We start from the raw sequence: 3,552 nt of genomic DNA on the forward strand, positions 1-3,552 counted from the left end.
GGTGATGACATTCTCAACCTTCCACTTCTTGCGGTAGGTGCAGTTGGTTTCGTCTCTGTCTGTGGCCACACCGTTGGTACCGAACTCAAGGCGATGCTTGACGCATGGTTCGCTGGAGATTCCGCTCAGGCGCTCGAGATTCATCAAAAGTTGCTTCCAGTCTTTACTGGAACATTCCGCACGCAAGGTGCAATACTTACTAAAGCTGCAATGGGACTTATGGGTCTACCTGGCGGCACAACTCGTCTTCCTCTCGTCGATGCAACTCCAGAACAGATCGAGCAGCTACGCAAAGATCTCACCGCTGGTGGCGTCGATCTTAAGAATTAATCAATGACTCAGCATCCACATCCCAATCTAGGTTCACCTACCAAGCTTCCAACCGGTGGCTTGCGTATCGTCGCACTTGGTGGAATCTCTGAGATCGGTCGCAATATGACCGTCTTCGAAACTGATGGAAAGCTGTTGATTGTTGATTGCGGAGTTCTCTTTCCTGAAGAGAATCAACCAGGTATCGATTTAATCCTCCCTGACTTTAGTTACATCCGTGATCGTCTTGAAGATGTCGTTGGTGTATTTCTCACACATGGACATGAAGACCACATCGGTGCCGTGCCATATCTCTTACGTGAACGTGTAGATATTCCGCTCTATGGCTCACCGCTCACCATCGCTCTCATTACCGCTAAATGTAAAGAACATCGCATTGGACCTATTACCCATGAGGTCCGTGAGGGTGATCGATTGAGGTTAGAGGGATTTGATCTTGAATGCATCGCAGTCAACCACTCAATTCCCGATGCGCTGGCGGTTGCTATTCGCACTAAGGCGGGAATGGTCCTTGCAACAGGCGACTTCAAGATGGATCAACTTCCTCTAGACGGTCGCACCACCGATTTGGCGAGCTTTGCTCGTCTGGGGGATGAGGGCGTCGATATCTTCCTCGCGGACTCCACCAACGCGGATATCCCTGGCTTCACTCCGGCAGAGCGCGAAATCATGCCAGCGTTGCACCGTGTTATCGCGACTACTAAGAAGCGAGTCATTGTTGCTTCGTTCTCATCGCATGTTCACCGCGTACAGCAGGTCATCGATGTTGCGCACGAACACGACCGCAAAGTCTGTTTCATTGGGCGTTCGATGGTTCGCAATATGAAGATTGCTGAAGATATGGGTTATCTCAGCGTTCCAACAGGAGCAGTCATTGAATTAAAGGATCTCGATAACTACGGAGATAACGTTGTTCTGATTTCAACAGGATCTCAGGGCGAACCAATGGCAGCTCTCTCTCGTATGGCCAATGGCGATCACCAGATTCGGGTGGGCCAAGGAGACACAGTCATCCTGGCATCTTCTTTGATTCCAGGTAATGAAAATTCCGTGTATCGCATTATCAACGAGCTCACTCGATACGGCGCAAAAGTTGTACATAAAGCAAATGCTTTGGTGCATGTATCAGGCCATGCAGCGGCTGGGGAGTTGTTGTATTGCTACAACATCGTCAAGCCAAAGTATGCGATGCCTATCCACGGAGAATGGCGCCACTTAAAGGCCAATGCTGAACTTGCTATTCAATCTGGAGTACCCCGTGAAAATACTTTTATCGCTGAAAATGGAATCGTGATTGATCTAGTTGCTGGTGTTGCAGAAGTTGCTGGCTCAATTCCAGTGGGATTTGTTTACGTCGATGGTCAGAGCATTGGCGATATCACCGAGGATTCTTTAAAGGACCGTCGCATCCTAGGCGAAGAGGGATTCATCTCCGTCATCGTGGTGATTGATTCTCAGAGTGGAAAGATTGTTGCCGGTCCTGATATCCATGCTCGTGGATTCAACGAAGATGTTGCGCTCTTCGACGAAGTCCGTGGGGATATTGAGAAGGCGCTGGCACATGCTGTTGCAGGTGGCACTAATGGAACACATCAACTTTCCCAAGTAGTCCGTCGCACAATTGGATCATGGGTCGGACAGAAACATCGTCGAAAGCCGATGATTGTCCCTGTTGTCATCGAAGTGTAAAGACGGCGCGCCTTCCCATATCGAATAAATCTCACCACCTAAGATTGAGCGTGTGGCTAAGAGAAAACGCACAGCAAAGAAGGCATCGAGCAAGAGCGGTGTAATCCCGCTGATTGGTTCGGGACTTGCTGCCACCTGGCGTTTATTTGCAAAGACCCTTGGCTCGTCAATCCGATTCGTAGCCCGTGGCGCCAAAGAACTCGACCCTGAGCATCACCGTGATGGCGCGGCGCTCTTTCTCTTCCTGCTCTCACTTGTCTCAGTTACAGGTACATGGATGCGCTCAGAGGCTTTCTTGGGTCGAAATGTTTATTCATTCTTATATGGCGCATTTGGTGAAGTTGCAGTCGTAGTTCCGGTCGCGCTCGTCTACTTTGCTATCCGGCTCTTCCGCAAACCAGATGATAAGCAGGGGACAGGTCGCATCACCGTCGGCCTTCTCATTCTGATCGTCAGCACCACCGGTCTTGCGCACCTCTTGAGCGGTTCATTAGGTGCATCTAATCCTCAAGGTGCAACAGCGATCCGTCAAGGTGGCGGCTTACTCGGTTTCTATGTAGCAAAACCTTTGGTTGCCGTGATGTCGTCGCTGCTTGCATACCCATTCCTATTTGCGCTCTTTCTCTTCGGCGTACTTGTAGTGACAGCAACTCCATTTTCAGAAGTTATTAATCGAGCTAAAGTCATTGCAAGATGGCTCAACTCAAAGCGACCTGTTCGCGAAGATGATGATTTTGAAATCAGCGATACACCTCCCTTTGAAACTCCGGTAGTGGCATGGAACGCCGAAGAGGAAGAAGAGGAAGAACTCGAAGAGGCAGAGTTCGATGAAGAATTTACAGTGGAAGTTCCAAAGCCACTTGAGGCACAGCTTAAAGAGCCACCTAAAACCAATCATCACCCAGAGCAACTGCTTCTGACCGGTGATTCTCAGTATGAACTCCCGTCGCAAGATCTTCTCAAAGTAGGTCCTGCATCTAAGGGTAAGAGCAAAGCCAATGACACAGTTGTTGCTGCCCTTACCGAAGTTTTCAAGCAATTTGATATTGATGCAACTGTCACAGGATTTATGCGCGGACCAACAGTGACGCGCTATGAAGTCGAACTTGGAAACGCAGTAAAGGTCGAACGCATCACAGCTCTCTCAAAGAATATCTCCTACGCTGTGGCAAGTAGCGAAGTGCGTATTCTCTCCCCGATTCCAGGTAAATCAGCTGTAGGTATTGAGATCCCAAACACCGATCGTGAGATTGTTGCTCTTGGTGATGTTATGCGTTCTAGCGTTGCCGGCCAAGATCATCACCCAATGTTGGTTGCTCTCGGCAAGGATGTTGAAGGTAACTTCGTCTGCGCAAATCTGGCAAAGATGCCTCACTTACTCGTTGCAGGTGCAACAGGTGCCGGTAAGTCTTCGATGATTAACTCAATGATCACATCCATCATGATGCGCGCAACCCCAGATGAAGTTCGACTCATTCTGATTGACCCTAAACGCGTTGAGCTCACTGCCTATGAGGGCATTCCACATTTGAT

Annotated in this window: 3 protein-coding genes; all 3 read left to right on the forward strand. The window is 49.3% G+C overall.

The features are described 5' to 3' along the window. Positions 1-330, forward strand: a 330-nt coding sequence (locus ACKOVI_RS06585; protein ID WP_509603285.1) for a dihydrodipicolinate synthase family protein, incomplete at its 5' end; no start/stop codon positions are given. Between the two features lie 3 nt (positions 331-333). Beyond that, entirely contained in the window at positions 334-2,019 is a 1,686-nt protein-coding gene (locus tag ACKOVI_RS06590; protein ID WP_509603286.1) for a ribonuclease J, read from the forward strand. Positions 2,020-2,071: 52 nt separating this feature from the next. Further along, the coding region (locus tag ACKOVI_RS06595; protein ID WP_509603287.1) for a DNA translocase FtsK 4TM domain-containing protein at positions 2,072-3,552 on the forward strand (1,481 nt) is incomplete at its 3' end.

Origin of the sequence: Candidatus Planktophila sp. (assembly GCF_046070465.1) — a bacterium.
Lineage (GTDB): Bacteria > Actinomycetota > Actinomycetes > Nanopelagicales > Nanopelagicaceae > Planktophila.